Source organism: Yoonia sp. GPGPB17 (assembly GCF_037892195.1).
Lineage (GTDB): Bacteria > Pseudomonadota > Alphaproteobacteria > Rhodobacterales > Rhodobacteraceae > Yoonia.
The window spans coordinates 2,955,681-2,971,517 of the sequence record NZ_JATACI010000002.1; the positions used below are offsets into that span (position 1 = coordinate 2,955,681).

16 protein-coding genes and 1 pseudogene are annotated in these 15,837 nt (G+C 55.5%); 15 read left to right on the forward strand and 2 right to left on the reverse strand.

Annotated elements, in window-relative coordinates:
• Nucleotides 1-11: 11 nt before the first annotated feature.
• The 5 genes and pseudogenes from QTO30_RS15525 (at nucleotide 12) to QTO30_RS15540 (ending at nucleotide 5,719) form a co-directional block, all read left to right on the forward strand.
• A pseudogene (locus QTO30_RS15525) lies at nucleotides 12-2,900 on the forward strand (DNA translocase FtsK 4TM domain-containing protein).
• Between the two features lie 102 nt (nucleotides 2,901-3,002).
• Nucleotides 3,003-4,277: an NADH:flavin oxidoreductase/NADH oxidase family protein gene (locus QTO30_RS15530; protein WP_340424990.1), complete on the forward strand. Its 1,275-nt coding sequence runs from the start codon at nucleotides 3,003-3,005 to the stop codon at nucleotides 4,275-4,277.
• A 94-nt stretch (nucleotides 4,278-4,371) separates the two neighbouring features.
• Entirely contained in the window at nucleotides 4,372-4,779 is a 408-nt protein-coding gene (locus tag QTO30_RS15535) for a universal stress protein (RefSeq protein WP_340424992.1), read from the forward strand.
• 38 nt (nucleotides 4,780-4,817) lie between these two features.
• On the forward strand, nucleotides 4,818-5,084 hold the full coding sequence (locus QTO30_RS22140; RefSeq protein ID WP_445327159.1) for a hypothetical protein: 267 nt from the start codon (nucleotides 4,818-4,820) through the stop codon (nucleotides 5,082-5,084).
• Between the two features lie 14 nt (nucleotides 5,085-5,098).
• Nucleotides 5,099-5,719 carry a DMT family transporter gene (locus QTO30_RS15540; protein WP_445327160.1) on the forward strand — a complete coding sequence of 207 codons (621 nt, stop codon included), beginning with the start codon at nucleotides 5,099-5,101 and terminating at the stop codon, nucleotides 5,717-5,719.
• A 2-nt stretch (nucleotides 5,720-5,721) separates the two neighbouring features.
• On the opposite strand, the gene QTO30_RS15545 is transcribed toward QTO30_RS15540, so the two are convergent.
• Nucleotides 5,722-6,309, reverse strand: coding sequence for a hypothetical protein (locus tag QTO30_RS15545; RefSeq protein ID WP_340424993.1), 588 nt, complete (start codon nucleotides 6,307-6,309; stop codon nucleotides 5,722-5,724).
• 406 nt (nucleotides 6,310-6,715) lie between these two features.
• On the opposite strand from QTO30_RS15545, the gene rpsL reads away from it, so the two are divergent.
• From rpsL to tuf, 4 genes are all read left to right on the forward strand, one after another.
• Nucleotides 6,716-7,087 (forward strand): 30S ribosomal protein S12, encoded by a 372-nt coding sequence (gene rpsL, locus QTO30_RS15550; RefSeq protein WP_008232574.1) that lies wholly within the window; start codon nucleotides 6,716-6,718, stop codon nucleotides 7,085-7,087.
• A gap of 12 nt (nucleotides 7,088-7,099) precedes the next feature.
• Nucleotides 7,100-7,570 (forward strand): 30S ribosomal protein S7, encoded by a 471-nt coding sequence (gene rpsG / locus QTO30_RS15555; protein ID WP_340424994.1) that lies wholly within the window; start codon nucleotides 7,100-7,102, stop codon nucleotides 7,568-7,570.
• A 15-nt stretch (nucleotides 7,571-7,585) separates the two neighbouring features.
• On the forward strand, nucleotides 7,586-9,703 hold the full coding sequence (fusA, locus tag QTO30_RS15560; RefSeq protein ID WP_340424995.1) for an elongation factor G: 2,118 nt from the start codon (nucleotides 7,586-7,588) through the stop codon (nucleotides 9,701-9,703).
• Nucleotides 9,704-9,790: 87 nt separating this feature from the next.
• The gene (tuf, locus tag QTO30_RS15565) at nucleotides 9,791-10,966 is read left to right on the forward strand and encodes an elongation factor Tu (protein WP_340424996.1); all 1,176 of its coding nucleotides are present in this window, start codon (nucleotides 9,791-9,793) and stop codon (nucleotides 10,964-10,966) included.
• A 284-nt stretch (nucleotides 10,967-11,250) separates the two neighbouring features.
• On the opposite strand, the gene QTO30_RS15570 is transcribed toward tuf, so the two are convergent.
• Nucleotides 11,251-11,826 (reverse strand): hypothetical protein, encoded by a 576-nt coding sequence (locus tag QTO30_RS15570; RefSeq protein WP_340424997.1) that lies wholly within the window; start codon nucleotides 11,824-11,826, stop codon nucleotides 11,251-11,253.
• A 274-nt stretch (nucleotides 11,827-12,100) separates the two neighbouring features.
• On the opposite strand from QTO30_RS15570, the gene rpsJ reads away from it, so the two are divergent.
• From rpsJ to QTO30_RS15600, 6 genes are all read left to right on the forward strand, one after another.
• A complete protein-coding gene (gene rpsJ / locus QTO30_RS15575; protein ID WP_340424998.1) occupies nucleotides 12,101-12,412 on the forward strand; it encodes a 30S ribosomal protein S10 in 312 nt (103 codons plus the stop codon).
• A 12-nt stretch (nucleotides 12,413-12,424) separates the two neighbouring features.
• Entirely contained in the window at nucleotides 12,425-13,279 is an 855-nt protein-coding gene (gene rplC / locus QTO30_RS15580; protein WP_340425000.1) for a 50S ribosomal protein L3, read from the forward strand.
• Entirely contained in the window at nucleotides 13,276-13,896 is a 621-nt protein-coding gene (gene rplD, locus QTO30_RS15585; protein WP_340425001.1) for a 50S ribosomal protein L4, read from the forward strand. Before rplC ends, rplD begins: the two co-directional genes overlap by 4 nt.
• Nucleotides 13,893-14,189 (forward strand): 50S ribosomal protein L23, encoded by a 297-nt coding sequence (locus tag QTO30_RS15590; RefSeq protein WP_340425002.1) that lies wholly within the window; start codon nucleotides 13,893-13,895, stop codon nucleotides 14,187-14,189. The genes rplD and QTO30_RS15590 overlap by 4 nt, the downstream gene beginning before the upstream one ends.
• 525 nt (nucleotides 14,190-14,714) lie before the next feature.
• Nucleotides 14,715-14,894 carry an AbiTii domain-containing protein gene (locus tag QTO30_RS15595; protein WP_340425003.1) on the forward strand — a complete coding sequence of 60 codons (180 nt, stop codon included), beginning with the start codon at nucleotides 14,715-14,717 and terminating at the stop codon, nucleotides 14,892-14,894.
• Nucleotides 14,895-14,935: 41 nt separating this feature from the next.
• Nucleotides 14,936-15,634: an AbiTii domain-containing protein gene (locus tag QTO30_RS15600; RefSeq protein ID WP_340425953.1), complete on the forward strand. Its 699-nt coding sequence runs from the start codon at nucleotides 14,936-14,938 to the stop codon at nucleotides 15,632-15,634.
• Nucleotides 15,635-15,837 lie beyond the last annotated feature (203 nt).

Consider the following 15,837-nt stretch of genomic DNA (forward strand, 5'->3'; position numbering starts at 1 on the left):
GGAACGAGCGTATGGCATCTTACCAATCCCGGCGGCGCGATCCGCTTCTGGACAGCACAACGCAGGCAGCGATTGAGAAACGCACCAAAGAACTTGTGGGTCTTGGTCTGATCTTTGTCGGTCTGCTGATTGCTGCGATGGTTGGCAGCTATTCCCCTAGCGATCCAAGCTGGATTTCTGCGACCGATGCCCCCGTGCAGAACTGGCTGGGCCACTTTGGTGCCTCGACTGCGGCGCCTTTGATGATGGTGATCGGTCTTGGGGTTTGGGTCGTACCCTTGGTGCTGATCATGTGGGGTGTTCGTTTTGTGATGCACCACGGGCAAGAGCGCGCGATTGGCCGTCTGATCTTTGCGCCTGTGGCCGTGATCCTGGCATCCGTGCATGCCGCGACTTTGACGCCGGGCATTGATTGGCCTGCGAACTTTGGTCTTGGTGGTTTGTTTGGCGATACCGTTTTGGGTGTCATTTTGACGATTGTGCCTGTGGGCGCGATCTTTGGCGTCAAGCTTTTGTCGTTCCTGACAGGCGTTGCGTTGTTGGCGCTAATGGCCTTTGTGCTGGGCTTCACGAAGTCTGAGATGAAGGTAGCGGGCCGTTTCGTTCTGCTGGGAACCGTGTTGCTATATGCCACGTTGTTACGTGTGTTGGGTAAGGGTGCAGCCCTTTCAGCCCAGGCGGCGCAAGGGATGAGCAGCACCGTTCAAGCCCGCCGCGAGCAGATGCATGAGGCCCGCGCGGCGCGCGCCGAAGAACCCACAATGGAAGACGCGTTTACCGTGCCGCCACTGAAGGATGACGTCCGCACCCGTGCGGCCGCTGTTGTGCGTGCAAACCCCGTCGTGCCAACAAGCGAGCCGCCTTTGACCGCGCCCAAGATGCCGCATGGCGCCGCCGCTGTCTGCGCCAGCCCGCGCAACAACCCCCGAACCGCAGGGCGGTTTTTTGTCTGGCTTGCTCAAGCGCAATGATACCATGCCCGAGCCCGAATTGGTGACACCAGATGCCGTCCGGCAGGATGTACTCGAGGCTGGCAATCCTGACCGCGTCAGCGCGCGTATCGCTGATGCGATCAAGAGCCGCGCTGTGCCGCCGTCCCCCACCGGCGTGCGGATTGAGCCCTCATTAACGGCGGGCCGTGGTCCTGCACCATTGGTGTTTGAACCAATGGGTGACGATGAGCCGTTGGTTGAGGGGATCGAAGAAGCCCCCGCATGGCCGAACCGCATATGCCAATTCCCGAGGCGCATGTGCCCACACCCCCGGTCATGGCCCCTGCGCCAGAACAGCGTAGCGTCGTGCAGCACCCACCCAAGCGTGCGCCCGCTCCGTCTCGCCAAGCCAGGGCCGAGGCGCAGCCTGCGCTGAAGTTTGATGATAAATATGCTTCTTACGAGCATCCGCCGTTGGGCCTTTTGACCAATCCGATTGAAATTCAACGGCATCATCTGAGTGACGAGGCTTTGGAAGAAAACGCCCGTATGCTGGAAAGCGTGCTGGATGACTATGGCGTGAAGGGTGAGATCGTTTCTGTTCGTCCGGGTCCTGTGGTTACAATGTATGAGTTGGAACCTGCGCCCGGTTTGAAAGCCAGCCGCGTCATTGGCCTGTCTGACGACATCGCCCGTTCCATGTCGGCCCTGTCTGCGCGTGTTTCCACTGTGCCTGGCCGATCGGTCATCGGGATCGAATTGCCGAATGAAAACCGCGAAAAGGTGGTTCTGCGTGAAATCCTCTCGCACCGCGATTTCGGTGACGGCAATCAAAAGCTGCCTTTGGCGCTGGGCAAGGATATCGGCGGCGATCCTATCGTGGCCAACCTTGCCAAGATGCCTCACCTGCTGATCGCGGGTACGACGGGCTCGGGTAAGTCCGTGGCGATTAACACGATGATCCTGTCGTTGCTTTATAAGCTGACACCGGAAGAATGCCGGATGATCATGATCGACCCCAAGATGTTGGAACTGAGCGTCTATGACGGGATTCCACATCTGCTCTCGCCTGTTGTGACCGATCCCAAAAAGGCTGTTGTCGCCCTGAAATGGGTCGTGGGCGAGATGGAAGAACGCTATCGCAAGATGTCCAAGATGGGCGTGCGCAACATCGATGGCTTCAATGGTCGGGTGAAGGATGCACTGGCCAAGAATGAGATGTTCAGCCGGACCGTGCAGACCGGGTTTGATGACGAAACCGGCGATCCGATCTTTGAGACCGAGGAATTCCAGCCGGAAATCCTGCCTTACATCGTCGTCATCGTGGATGAGATGGCTGACCTGATGATGGTTGCGGGGAAAGAGATTGAAGCCTGCATTCAGCGTTTGGCGCAGATGGCGCGTGCCTCGGGTATTCACCTGATCATGGCGACGCAGCGCCCATCGGTTGACGTGATTACCGGCACAATCAAGGCAAACTTCCCGACGCGGATTTCTTTCCAGGTCACGTCGAAGATCGACAGCCGCACAATTCTTGGTGAGATGGGGGCCGAGCAGCTGTTGGGCATGGGTGACATGCTTTATATGGCTGGTGGGTCCAAGATTACCCGTGTGCATGGCCCGTTTGTGAGCGATGAGGAAGTCGAAGAGATCGTCAATCACCTCAAAGGCTTTGGACCACCGGAGTATATGTCAGGTGTGGTTGAAGGGCCGTCTGATGATCAGGAAAGCAGTATTGATCTGGTGCTGGGTCTGGGCGATGGGTCCGACAGCGAGAATGCGCTTTATGACACCGCCGTGGCGATTGTGATCAAGGACCGCAAGTGTTCCACCTCTTACATCCAGCGCAAATTGGCCATTGGCTATAACAAGGCCGCGCGTCTGGTGGAACAGATGGAGGATGAGGGTGTGGTGAGCGCAGCAAACCATGTTGGCAAACGTGAGATTTTGGTGCCCGAGCAGCACTAGAGATCATGGAGTCGGGCCTGGGTGATCCATGCCCGGCGCTTTACTTTCCGCGCCCTTCGACACCATGTTGTGTGGCATGCTTGTTTGGCCGCGAAGGTAACGATGATGACGGCACTCTCACAACCCCTGACCTTGCCCTGCGGTGCGCGTTTGAAAAACCGGATCGTGCGCAGCGCAATGACCGAGGCCTTGGCTGATCGCAAGGACTGTCCCACGCCAGGGCACCAAAAACTGTACCAGCGCTGGTCTGAGGGCGGGCTCGCATTGCAGATGACCGGAAATGTGATGGTCGACCGACGCTATCTGGAACGGCCCGGCAATGTGGTGGTCGAGGATGAAAGCGCGTTGGACGAATTGCGCGGCTGGGCGCAGGCCGCCAAATCAGGCGGCAATCAGGTCTGGATGCAGATCAGCCACCCGGGGCGGCAATGCCCGATTGTCGTAAACGCCCGTCCGCTGTCGCCCTCCGCCGAAAAACTCAAGATCATGGGACAATTTGGCAAGCCGCGTGAGATGATCGTCGATGATATCGAGGATGCCATTACGCGATACGCCAACACAGCCCGGATCGCGCAGAAGGCAGGTTTTGATGGGGTGCAGATCCACAGCGCACATGGCTATCTGGTCAGCCAGTTTCTGTCGCCGATCACGAACCGACGCACAGATGAGTGGGGCGGCGCGCTTGAAAACCGTGCGCGGTTTCTGCGCCGTGTTTACGCAGCAACCCGTGCGGCGGTTGGTGCGGACTTCCCAGTGGCAGTCAAACTGAACTCGGCCGACTTTCAGAAAGGCGGGTTTGATCTGGAGGAATGCGCGCAGGTGGCACGCTGGCTCGAACAGGACGGGATTGACCTGATCGAGCTTTCGGGCGGCACCTATGAGCAGATGAGTTTCGTTAACGGCACTGAGGATGATCGGCGTGAAAGTACACAGCGCCGCGAGGCTTATTTTCTGGAGTATGCCAAGGTCGTACGGCAGGCGGTAACTGTACCCATCATGGTCACGGGCGGTTTTCGCAGCCGATCCGCGATGGAGCGCGCTTTGACCGAAGACGGGATTGACCTGATCGGTTTGGCCCGCCCTTTCTGTGTACAACCTGATGCGGCAGACGCGTTGCTGAGTGGTGCAAGTGAAAACGTCGGGATCGAAGAAGACGGGCTTGTTATTGGGCGCGGATGGTTGGGCGTGAACACCAAGAGCTGGCTTGCCGGTCTGATCAATACGGTTTCACGGGTGGAGTACTATGTGTGGCAAATGACGCGGATGTCGCGCGGCCTCGCACCGATGTCGGAGGCCAGGATGAACGCGATTGGCTGTTTTATCTGGTATGTCGGCCGGACTACACGGCTTGGTTTGCAGCGCAAGTTACGCAGGTAGGGCTTGCCGGCGTTTTGTTGGCATCCTGATACAGATCAAAGTGTAGGCGCGTTTGCTGCGATAGAACTGGGGTAACCAAAGAAGGAAGTGCCCTATGTACAAGAATATCCTCGTCCCCGTGTCATTTGAAGCGGACCGCAACGCCCAAGGCGCGATGGAAATCGCCAAGGCGCTGCGCGCAGAGGGCGGCGCGATCACTTGCCTGCATGTGATGGAAAAACTGCCCAAATATGCCACTGAGTATCTGCCGGAAGGTCACCTTGAGGCGGCGAAGGCTGATGTGCTGGATGGTTTGAAATCGTTGGTCGAAGGTGTCGACAACGCCGCGACCATCGTGATTGATGGCCATTCATCGCGTACTATCCTGGCCCATGCCGACAACAATGACGTTGATCTGATCATCGTCGCCAGCCACCAACCGGGCATGCAGGACTACCTGCTGGGGTCCACTGCGGCCAAGGTTGTGCGACACGCCAAATGTGCGGTGCATGTCTTGCGCTAATGCTGGCCTTGCAAGGACGGCGCTGATACCTCCGCGCCATGCCAGTCTTATCCGATAACATCCGCGGTGCGCTGATGATGATGGGCGCGATGTGCGCCTACACGTTCAATGACGCCTTTATGAAGGCGTTGGCGGATGAGATACCGTTGTTTCAGGCGATCTTCTTTCGGGGCGTGGGCGCGGTAGTTTTTCTGGCGATCATGTGCAAAATGCTGGGCCAGCTACGGTTCCGGTTTCCGCTGCGCGACTGGGGCTTTCTATTGTTGCGCACGGCGGGCGAGCTGGGTGGCACGTTCTTTTTCTGACCGCCCTGTTCAATATGCCCATCGCGAATGTCAGCGCGATTTTGCAAGTGCTGCCGCTGAGTGTCAGCCTTGTCGCGGCCCTGTTTCTGGGCGAGGCGCTGGGCTGGCGCAGACTGACCGCGATTTTTGTGGGGTTTATTGGGGTGATGTTGATCATTCAGCCCGGTGGCGCAGACTTCAGCATATACAGTATTTACGCGTTGGGTGCCGTGGCCTGTGTCACCCTCCGCGACATTGCTGTGCGGCGTATGTCACGTGATGTGCCTTCTGTGTTTGTCGCTTTGATCGCGGCGGTCGGTGTGACCGGTCTTGGCGGGGTCGGATCGCTCTTTGTCGCGTGGCAGCCATTCTCGATGACCTCTGGCTTGCAACTGGCCGGTGCGATGTCGTTTCTGATCTTTGGCTATATCGCCTCGGTCAGTGCCATGCGGTTTGGCGAGATCGGGTTTGTTGCGCCCTTCCGGTATACCAGCCTGTTGGTCGCATTGGTGCTAGGCGTGTTGGTGTTTGATGAATGGCCGAATACGCTGGCCCTAATCGGTGGTGCAGTTGTCGTGGCGACGGGGCTGTTTACACTTTACCGCGAAACCAAGCTACAAATCCGGCACAGGGTTGTGCCCGACCGGATCAGGTAAGGTCAGTTGCGGCTGCCGTAAAACACGCCTTCGACGTCGAAATCGAGGTCGCCTTCGGCTTGACCGCTGGCGGCACCATAAACTGCATCACCGCGCCCAAAGTCATCGCGCACCTGCCCATCAAGGATCAGCAGCATCTGTGTGTCGACAGTTGTGCCGCTGTTGTTCACCCCGGATAGATTGCCAGAGGCGAAGGCATCAAGCTGCCCCGCTGTCTCGACACCATCCAGAATGAGTCGGCCACCAAGACGTTGGTCCGCCATCTCGTTTGCATCAAGCACGTTGATATTGTCCACCGAGCCGCGAACCGTGTTGCTGGAAAACCCAACATTCATATTCAAATCACCCAGAATACTGCCATTCACGTCTCCGCGCACGTCGGCGCCCAATTGACCCGTATAGGTCACGCTGCCTGTGGGCAGGTTGCTGAAGCTGGTCTGCGGCGCATTGCTGATGGCGGCGGCCTCGGCCAGCGCATCGCGCATATCTGCGTTGTTGACGGTGGGCGGGTTAGGTGTCGCGGTCCCGCCGCCGACGCCACAGGCGGACATGGCGATCAGGGTGATGAGGCTGGCTGCGGTACGGACCATTGAAGTATCTCCATCATGACTGGTGGCGGCAAAGATGCGCCTTGAATGTCAGGATGGGCGTGGCCACATCTGCTAAGCAATAAAGACTGACTGATATGCGATAGCGACCGAGTGTTATTGGTCATGTGACGTCATGGTCAGGCCAGGGGGATGGGCCGCTGTTGACAGGCATTCCGACTCCTCCTATACGCCGCTCATCCGGGCTGAGGGTCACCCCTCGTCGTCCCGATATCATACCACGTAGTGGCCAAGAACCGAGCGCCTTTAGCTTTGTTCCTCTGGAGCTCACCGCACCGAACCTCCGGTAAGGGTTCGACTGCGGAATTTTTGTGCTTTCCGAAGTGAAAGCATTTTTGAAACCCGCGTTTGCCGGACGCAAAATGTGAATAGATGGGAACATCAAACGATGCCAACGATTCAGCAGCTGATCCGCAAACCGCGCCAGCCAAAAGTCACCAAGTCCAAGTCGCAGCATATGGAAGGCTGCCCACAAAAACGCGGCGTCTGTACGCGCGTTTATACAACGACACCGAAGAAGCCGAACTCGGCCATGCGTAAGGTTGCCAAAGTGCGCCTGACAAACGGTTTTGAGGTCATCTCTTACATCCCCGGTGAAAGCCACAACCTTCAGGAGCACTCAGTGGTTCTGATCCGTGGCGGCCGTGTCAAAGACCTTCCAGGTGTGCGTTACCACATCCTGCGTGGTGTGCTTGATACACAAGGTGTCAAAGACCGTAAGCAACGCCGTTCGAAGTACGGCGCGAAGCGTCCTAAGTAAGGAAGAGATTAGATGTCACGTCGTCACGCCGCTGAAAAACGCGAAGTCCTGCCAGACGCAAAGTTTGGTGATCTGGTTCTGACCAAGTTCATGAACAACCTCATGATCGACGGTAAGAAATCCGTCGCAGAACGTATCGTCTATAACGCCTTTGATCGCGTTGAAGACAAAATGAAGAAATCCCCTGTGGAGGTCTTCCACGAGAGTCTTGATAACATCAAGCCAGCCGTCGAAGTGCGTTCGCGCCGCGTCGGTGGTGCGACATATCAGGTGCCTGTTGAAGTGCGCCCCGAGCGCCGCGAAGCACTGGCCATTCGCTGGTTGATCGCTGCTGCGAAAAAGCGCAACGAAAACACCATGGAAGAGCGCCTTGCAGGCGAGCTGATGGATGCGGTCAATGGCCGTGGCACAGCCGTCAAAAAGCGCGAAGACACCCACAAGATGGCCGACGCGAACAAAGCGTTCAGCCACTACCGCTGGTAAAAGGAAGCTATCAAGATGGCACGCGAGTATCCCCTCGAACTTTACCGTAACTTCGGCATCATGGCGCATATTGACGCCGGTAAGACCACATGTTCCGAGCGTATCCTGTACTACACAGGTAAAGAGCATAACATCGGCGAAGTGCATGATGGCGCGGCGACCATGGACCACATGGAGCAAGAGCAAGAGCGTGGTATTACCATTACCTCTGCTGCGACAACCACATTCTGGGAGCGCACAGAAGATGGTGAAACTGCTGACAGCCCCAAGCACCGCCTGAACATCATCGACACCCCCGGCCACGTTGATTTCACCATCGAAGTTGAGCGTTCTCTGGCTGTGCTTGACGGTGCGGTTTGTGTGCTTGACGCCAACGCCGGTGTTGAGCCGCAGACAGAAACTGTTTGGCGTCAGGCTGACCGCTACAAGGTGCCGCGCATGGTCTTTGTCAACAAAATGGACAAGATCGGTGCTGACTTCTTCAAGTGTGTTGAAATGGTCGAAGACCGTACAGGCGCACGTGCATTGCCCATCGCATTCCCCATTGGTGCGGAAACTGAGCTAGAAGGCCTGGTTGACCTTGTGACCATGGAAGAATGGCTGTGGCAGGGCGAAGACCTTGGTGCGTCCTGGGTCAAAGCGCCGATCCGTGACAGCTTGCAGGATACTGCCGCCGAGTGGCGTGAGAAGCTGATCGAAGGTGCGGTTGAGCAAGACGACGATGCAATGGAAGCGTATCTGGAAGGCAATGAGCCTGACGTGCCAACATTGCGCAAGCTGATCCGCAAGGCGTGTCTGTCCATGGCATTCGTACCTGTTCTGGGTGGTTCTGCATTTAAGAACAAGGGTGTTCAGCCGCTGTTGAACGCTGTTGTCGACTATCTGCCAAGCCCGCTCGACGTTGTTGACTACATGGGCTTTAAGCCCGGCGACGAAAACGAAGTCCGTGACATTGCCCGCCGTGCGGACGATGACATGGCGTTCTCTGCGCTGGCGTTTAAAATCTGGAACGACCCGTTTGTTGGCTCGCTGACATTCACACGGATCTACTCTGGTACATTGGAAAAGGGCGACACGTTCCTGAACTCCACCAAAGGCAAGAAAGAGCGCGTTGGCCGCATGATGATCATGCACTCCAACGACCGTGATGAGATCTCCGAAGCATTCGCTGGTGATATCATCGCGCTGGGCGGCCTGAAGGACACAACAACAGGGGACACATTGTGTTCTGTTGCTGATCCGGTTGTTCTGGAAACAATGACATTCCCCGACCCTGTGATCGAGATCGCCGTTGAGCCTAAGACAAAGGGTGACCAGGAAAAGATGGGCATCGCCTTGCAGCGTCTGTCTGCCGAAGATCCATCCTTCCGTGTGGAAACTGATCTGGAATCCGGTCAGACCATCATGAAGGGCATGGGCGAATTGCACCTCGACATCCTTGTTGACCGCATGAAGCGCGAGTTCAAAGTCGAAGCAAACATCGGTGCGCCACAGGTAGCCTATCGTGAAACCATCGGCCACGAGGTCGAGCATACCTACACCCACAAGAAGCAGTCTGGTGGGTCTGGTCAGTTCGGCGAAGTGAAGATGATCATCACACCGACAGAGCCCGGCGAAGGGTACTCTTTCGAGAGCCGCATCGTTGGTGGTTCTGTGCCTAAGGAATACATTCCCGGTGTTGAAAAAGGCATCCTGTCCGTCATGGATAACGGCCCATTGGCTGGCTTCCCTGTGATCGACTTTAAGGTGGCCTTGATCGACGGGAAGTTCCACGATGTTGACTCGTCCATCATGGCGTTCGAAATCGCGGCCCGTATGTGTATGCGTGAAGGCATGCGCAAAGCTGGTGCGAAACTGCTCGAGCCGATCATGAAGGTTGAGGTGATCACACCTGACGAATACACCGGTGGTATCATCGGCGACCTGACATCACGTCGGGGTCAGGTACAGGGTCAGGACACACGCGGCAACGCTATTGCTATCGACGCAATGGTGCCTCTGGCGAATATGTTTGGCTACATCAACACGCTGCGCTCCATGTCTTCGGGTCGCGCGCAGTTTACGATGCAGTTTGACCACTACGATCCAGTGCCAAGCAACATCTCGGAAGAGATTCAGGCAAAATACGCATAAGCGGTGCGGCGGGGTGAACCCCGCCCTACCACCCCCACGTAGGGCGGGGCCAACCCCGCCGCACAACAAAATCGAAGGAGGCCTCTCATGGCTAAGGAAAAGTTTGAACGTAACAAGCCGCACGTGAACATTGGTACGATTGGCCACGTTGACCACGGCAAGACGACGCTGACAGCGGCGATCACGAAGTACTTTGGTGACTTCCAGGCCTATGATCAGATCGACGGCGCGCCCGAAGAAAAGGCCCGTGGTATCACGATCTCGACCGCGCACGTTGAGTATGAAACAGAGACCCGCCACTACGCGCACGTCGACTGCCCCGGCCACGCTGACTACGTCAAGAACATGATCACCGGTGCGGCGCAAATGGATGGCGCGATCCTGGTTGTGAACGCCGCTGATGGCCCAATGCCACAGACACGCGAGCACATCCTGCTGGGCCGTCAGGTGGGCATCCCTTACATGGTTGTCTACATGAACAAGGTTGACCAGGTGGATGACGAAGAGTTGCTGGAACTGGTGGAAATGGAAATCCGCGAGCTTCTGTCCTCTTACGAGTACCCTGGCGACGACATTCCTGTGATCCCGGGTTCGGCTCTGGCCGCGATGGAAGAGCGTGACGAAGAGATCGGCAAGAAATCCATCGAAGCCCTGATGGAAGCTGTGGACACATACATCCCGACACCAGCCCGTGCGGTTGACCTGCCGTTCCTGATGCCCATCGAGGACGTCTTCTCGATCTCTGGCCGCGGGACTGTTGTGACCGGCCGTGTTGAACGTGGCGTGATCAATGTTGGTGACGAGATCGAAATCGTCGGGATCCGCGACACAGCGAAAACGACCTGCACAGGCGTTGAAATGTTCCGCAAGCTCTTGGACTCCGGTGAAGCTGGCGACAACATCGGTGCGCTGCTGCGCGGCGTGGACCGTGACGGTGTTGAGCGTGGCCAGATCCTGTGCAAGCCGGGTTCTGTGAAGCCACACACCAAGTTCGAGGCCGAGGCCTACATCCTGACCAAGGAAGAGGGTGGCCGTCACACGCCGTTCTTTGCCAACTACCGCCCACAGTTCTACTTCCGGACCACAGACGTGACCGGTACTGTTGAGCTGCCAGCGGGGACAGAGATGGTGATGCCGGGCGACAACCTGAAGTTCAACGTCGAGCTGATCGCCCCCATCGCGATGGAAGACGGCCTGCGCTTCGCCATCCGCGAAGGCGGCCGCACCGTCGGCGCTGGCGTCGTTTCCAAAATCGTCGAGTAAACACGACTGACCAAACACGTAAGGTGGATCATGATCCACCTTACAACCAAAGGCCGCTCCATAAGGGGCGGCCTTTTGCGTTTTGCAAATGCTTAATTCTAACTATCGCAATAGATATGCCTCAATCTCTTCTCGAACTTTGTTGTCGACACGAGTTGTAGAAAAGAAAGGATTACCATTGGCGCCTTGCGTAATTCTAATGATCGTTGGTTCGAAAAAAACGACAGATCGACCGTTCCCACTATTCTCTCTATTGATCGCAGCAGTGTCTACGATTGAGTAATTCAAGTTAGCGCCAAATGGACCTCGGATCGAAGACTCAAATGATGCTCCAACTGCGCTCTGTCCTTCGACTTGGATCTCCATTTTTTTGCCAGCGTTTGATCGTCAATGACAACAACATAAATGGGGCTTCCGTCGGCTGGCCATCCATTTACAGAGATTTCAGTCAAGCGGCGCCACTTGTCGGGTTCGGCGTCCCAGTTGTCTTCAAACACATTTCTGACTTGAAAAAATTGCTGAGTAACAAAGTTGGTGATCGTTGCTGTGGTCCGAGAGGTCACTTCGCCTTGTAGAGCGTCAATTTGAGCTGCGGTTAGATCGATGTTGCCGCCAAATTTTACTTCAGTTGAGAAGTTCACTCTGTCTGTTGTGCCTTGATCGTCGGTGTCAACATTAAGTTCTCTAAGAACTGCGAGTGGCTGAAGTCTCTTCGCCTGACTATCCCATAGGAGAACCTCTCCAAATTTATAACTGCTTCTATCGATGAAGCCACGTTGTGTTTTGCCTCCCAAGGCTTGCATGTTTGCTGTGCAAGCGGAAAGAAGCATCGCGATACCGGCAATAAGTAAGAATTTCATGAGTGCTTTCACTTTCACTAGGTAATAACAGCTATAGAGTTACACCATTAGGCGATTCTTAAAAGAGAAAACATCTTCAGGTAGTGTTTTGCTTTAGTGACCGTTTCGAAGTACCAACCCCCCTTTACACATCCGCTGACTCCCCCTATACGCCCGCTATCCAATAAGGGTGCGCCGCGCGTGCTCTGTATACGTTGGACCAAAAGACGCGACGAGGGGGTCGGATGAGCCGGCTTCGTCCAATCCGTTAAGGCCCTAGATAAAGGGTGATGACATGGCAGCGAGCCAAAACATCCGTATTCGCCTCAAGGCGTTTGATTTCCGGGTGCTTGATGCAAGCACACAGGAAATCGTCAGCACAGCAAAGCGCACAGGCGCAAGCGTGCGTGGACCGATCCCACTTCCAAACAAGATCGAAAAGTTCACCGTTCTGCGTGGCCCCCACGTAGACAAGAAATCCCGCGATCAGTTCGAGATCTGTACACACAAGCGCCTTCTCGACATCATCGACCCAACGCCACAGACCGTGGACGCGCTGATGAAGCTCGACCTGGCCGCCGGTGTTGACGTCCAGATTTCTGTATAAGGAGGCACCAACATGCTCCGTACAGGATTGATCGCAAAGAAAGTCGGCATGACCCGGCTTTTCATGGAAGACGGCAAGCAGATCCCTGTGACCGTTCTTTCCCTCGAGAACCTGCAGGTTGTCGCACAGCGTACTGCTGACACAAACGGCTACACGGCTGTTCAGCTAGGTGCAGGCAACGCCAAGGCCAAGCGCACATCCAAAGCGATGCGCGGTCACTTTGCCAAGGCCAAGGTAGAACCCAAGCGCAAGGTTGCTGAGTTCCGCGTTGCCCCAGAGAACATGATCAACGTGGGTGAGACGCTGACAGCGAACCACTACTTCGAAGGTCAGTTCGTTGACGTTTGTGGTACATCCATCGGTAAAGGTTTTGCCGGTGCGATGAAGCGCCACAACTTTGGTGGTCTGCGCGCGACACACGGTGTTTCGATCTCGCACCGTTCGCATGGTTCCACAGGCCAGTGTCAGGATCCGGGCAAAGTCTTCAAAGGTAAGAAGATGGCCGGTCACATGGGTGCGGCGAAAGTCACTACTCAGAACCTGCAAGTGGTCAAGACAGATGCTGACCGTGGTGTCATCATGGTCAAAGGCGCTGTTCCAGGCTCCAAAGGTGGCTGGGTCACAATCAAGGATGCGGTGAAAAAGCCAACGCCTGAGAACGTGATTTACCCTGCTGGTCTGAAATCCATGGCCGAAGAAGCAGAGCGTCTGGCTGAAGAAGCTGCCGCCGCTGCTGCCGCTGAAGAGGAAGCCGCCGCAAAGGCCGCTGCCGAAGCAGAGCAGGCCGCGCTGGAAGCTGCGGAAGCAGAAGCCACAACTGAAGCCTCGGCAGATGATGCCGCGCCAGAAGAAGGTGAAAAAGAATGAAGGCTGATGCAATCAAACTGGACGGCAAGAAAGCTGGTTCCGTCGAACTGAACGACGAGATCTTCGGTCTTGAGCCGCGCAAGGACATCTTGCACCGCGTCGTTCGCTGGCAGCGCAACAAGGCAATGGCAGGCACACACGATGTGCTGGGTCGTTCCGAAGTGAGCTATTCCACCAAGAAGATCTATCGCCAAAAGGGCACAGGTGGCGCACGTCACGGCTCTCGTGGTGCACCGATCTTCCGGTCCGGTGGTATCTACAAGGGTCCAACGCCCCGTAGCCACGCGCATGATCTGCCCAAGAAGTTCCGCAAGCTTGGTCTCAAGCACGCTTTGTCCGCGAAAGTGGCCGCTGGCGAGCTGGTGGTTGTCGATAGCATCGACATGAAAGATGCCAAGACATCGGCACTGGCCAAGCAGGTCGGGTCCCTTGGTTGGAAGCGCGCGCTGGTCATCGACGGTGCCGAAGTAAACGAAAACTTCAAGAAGGCAGCCGCCAACATCAACACTCTGAACGTTCTCCCCTCACAGGGTGCGAACGTTTACGACATCCTGAAGTCTGACACACTCGTGTTGACCAAAGCAGGCGTCGAAGCTCTGGAGGCTCGTTTGTCATGAACGCCAAAGCAGAACATTACGATGTGATCCGCAAGCCGGTCATCACCGAGAAAGCAACAATGGCTTCTGAGGCCAATGCTGTTGTTTTCGAAGTGGCGATCGACGCCAATAAGCCGATGATCAAGGAAGCTGTTGAAAGCCTCTTTGGTGTGAAGGTCAAAGCGGTCAACACATCCATCACCAAAGGTAAAGTGAAGCGCTTTCGCGGATCACTGGGTACACGTAAGGACGTGAAGAAAGCCTATGTGACGCTGGAAGAAGGCAACACGATTGATGTCTCGACTGGTCTTTGATCAGACGTTGAAAGAACTGAAAGGGCCCTCGGTGCAAACCGGGGGCCTTTTTTGTTTTTCGGGTCATAAGCCACAGGGAGCGCGGTAAATATCTGGCTCGATGCCCTTGCGATCGTTATGCTTGAGCCAACGCTTGCCAAAAACTCAAGGGCGAGCGATGGCCCGTGGGTTGGCATCGGTTAGATCTCTGTCTGGCAATTTATGGCAGCCGCCCATGCGGAAACGTCGCGATGTGCGTAACGCTAGCAAAGCGCCAGCCCGCCGGACGGGCCGTCGCTGGCCCGGCGCCTGCGGCTTGATTCCGGGCTATACGCACGAGAACGCATTGATACTGCATGCCACAAGCATTTGGGGAGAAAACGCATTTTTATCTATCAAAGAACCAAGCTATCCCGCTGCTAGACAATTCGCCCACTAAATGTTTGGGTCGTATCAAAGGCGCAGGCAAATCAAACGTTCAGTACTTTTTAGTGCACGTCTGCTCCCGAATAATACTGCCTAGTGATTTATTTGATGGGAGGATGGATGGCACTTCTTCACGAAATTCAAGCTGCACTTCTCGATGATAAAGTTGGTGTGGGCTCCATCCTATTGAAGTTGCGCTTCCTTGCAGCAAAGCTTGACGCAGATATTCTTGAAGATTGGGTAATGTTTGAGTCTGAGGGTTATCCCGATGATGCGGTTATTCCAGCTTATCGAAGGTAAAAATTACCTATACTGGAACATTCGTTGATATCGCTAAGCGGATCAACAACGTCACGATCCCGAGCCACCTAGTTGAGCAAATAGCAGGTAAGCAGTGGATCAATTACGATCTTCGTGAAGGATTGGCAGTGATCGACCAACAGTTAGTGAACTTGGGTGATAATACCCACTTCAGCATTGATGCCAGTAACCTTAAGTTACTCTTGCAAGGCAAAGTCTATGAAGGAATGGCTATCGTCGAGATTAATAGCCGAATTGATGTTGGGGCGTTTACCCGCGTTCAGCAGACCGTGAGATCAAAGACGCTCGATTTTGTCCTAAAGCTCGAGAAACAAATCCCGTCTGCCTTAGAGATAGCAATTGGCGAAGCCAATGCTGGCATCTCGCCAAAAGAAATCGAAGAAGTGAAGCAGCTTACCCAGCAAGTATTCTATGGAGATGTAACTAACATACATGCGGGTTCAGATTCCGTCGTGAATCTCAGTGTTACCAAGGGTGACACAGGCGCTTTGATTGAAGCTCTTACGTCGAAGGGGATTCCTGAGCAGGAAGCCGCGGAACTGGCAGCAATTGCCAAAGCGGAAGGTCCAGAATCTGAAGAAGCACCGCTGGGTGGTGGCGCTCAGGAGTGGGTGAAGGCAAAATTGCAAGACGGAGCATCGGAGGTTTGGGGGGTAGGCAAAGCGATAGCGAAGGAAGTCATTGCAGAAGGGCTGAAGCAATACTATGGGTTGAAGTAGCCCGAAGTTTTAAGTTCTACTTTATCGAAGGCGCACAAGTTGTATCGCAACGGAGATGCCTGAAAAACCACACCCCAACACTTGCCACCCTCACCCCTCCCTGCTACATCCCCGCAATCGCTTGGCCTCGGATTCGTTCCGGGGTCTTTGTGATATGACTAACGGGCACCTACGGGGGCCTTTCACATCAGGGTTCCACCTAG

Bases quoted from the DNA above. Each gene is read 5' to 3' on its own strand.
- rplD (WP_340425001.1), top strand. From the start codon at position 13,276: ATGAAGGCTGATGCAATCAAACTGGACGGCAAGAAAGCTGGTTCCGTC.
- rpsL (WP_008232574.1), top strand. From the start codon at position 6,716: ATGCCAACGATTCAGCAGCTGATCCGCAAACCGCGCCAGCCAAAAGTC.
- QTO30_RS15540 (WP_445327160.1), top strand. From the start codon at position 5,099: ATGCCCATCGCGAATGTCAGCGCGATTTTGCAAGTGCTGCCGCTGAGT.
- QTO30_RS15530 (WP_340424990.1), top strand. From the start codon at position 3,003: ATGATGACGGCACTCTCACAACCCCTGACCTTGCCCTGCGGTGCGCGT.
- rpsG (WP_340424994.1), top strand. From the start codon at position 7,100: ATGTCACGTCGTCACGCCGCTGAAAAACGCGAAGTCCTGCCAGACGCA.
- QTO30_RS15570 (WP_340424997.1), bottom strand. From the start codon at position 11,826: ATGAAATTCTTACTTATTGCCGGTATCGCGATGCTTCTTTCCGCTTGC.
- QTO30_RS15535 (WP_340424992.1), top strand. From the start codon at position 4,372: ATGTACAAGAATATCCTCGTCCCCGTGTCATTTGAAGCGGACCGCAAC.
- QTO30_RS15590 (WP_340425002.1), top strand. From the start codon at position 13,893: ATGAACGCCAAAGCAGAACATTACGATGTGATCCGCAAGCCGGTCATC.
- rplC (WP_340425000.1), top strand. From the start codon at position 12,425: ATGCTCCGTACAGGATTGATCGCAAAGAAAGTCGGCATGACCCGGCTT.
- rpsJ (WP_340424998.1), top strand. From the start codon at position 12,101: ATGGCAGCGAGCCAAAACATCCGTATTCGCCTCAAGGCGTTTGATTTC.
- QTO30_RS15545 (WP_340424993.1), bottom strand. From the start codon at position 6,309: ATGGTCCGTACCGCAGCCAGCCTCATCACCCTGATCGCCATGTCCGCC.
- QTO30_RS22140 (WP_445327159.1), top strand. From the start codon at position 4,818: ATGCCAGTCTTATCCGATAACATCCGCGGTGCGCTGATGATGATGGGC.
- tuf (WP_340424996.1), top strand. From the start codon at position 9,791: ATGGCTAAGGAAAAGTTTGAACGTAACAAGCCGCACGTGAACATTGGT.
- QTO30_RS15595 (WP_340425003.1), top strand. From the start codon at position 14,715: ATGGCACTTCTTCACGAAATTCAAGCTGCACTTCTCGATGATAAAGTT.
- fusA (WP_340424995.1), top strand. From the start codon at position 7,586: ATGGCACGCGAGTATCCCCTCGAACTTTACCGTAACTTCGGCATCATG.